This window comes from Streptomyces beijiangensis (assembly GCF_017315755.1).
GTDB classification, from domain to species: Bacteria; Actinomycetota; Actinomycetes; order Streptomycetales; family Streptomycetaceae; genus Streptomyces; species Streptomyces beijiangensis.
This window is the reverse complement of the sequence record NZ_JAFLRJ010001745.1, coordinates 1-238: the sequence shown is the minus strand read 5'-3', so window position 1 is coordinate 238 and position 238 is coordinate 1. Positions and strand designations below refer to the sequence as shown.

1 pseudogene is annotated in these 238 nt (G+C 65.5%); it reads left to right on the top strand.

From position 1 onward, the window contains the following. A pseudogene (locus tag J0695_RS43480) lies at positions 1 to 213 on the top strand (N-acetylmuramoyl-L-alanine amidase); the annotation flags it as partial. Between the last annotated feature and the right edge of the window lie 25 nt (positions 214 to 238).

Sequence of the window (238 nt, the reverse complement as noted above, 5' to 3'; positions counted from 1 at the left end):
GTCTCCAGGGCGGCGACCTCCGGTCAGGCGTATGTGTACGTCGACGGGGTCAAGATCACCACGGTGGATCTCAAGTCCTCGACGACGCTGTACCGCCAGGCGATCTGGACCAAGACCTGGTCCACGAGCGCCAAGCACACGGTGAAGATCGTCGTGGTCGGCACGAGCGGCCGTCCGACGGTGACGACGGACGGTATCGCGTACGTGAAGTAGCGGCACCGGTACGACGGCGGAGGCC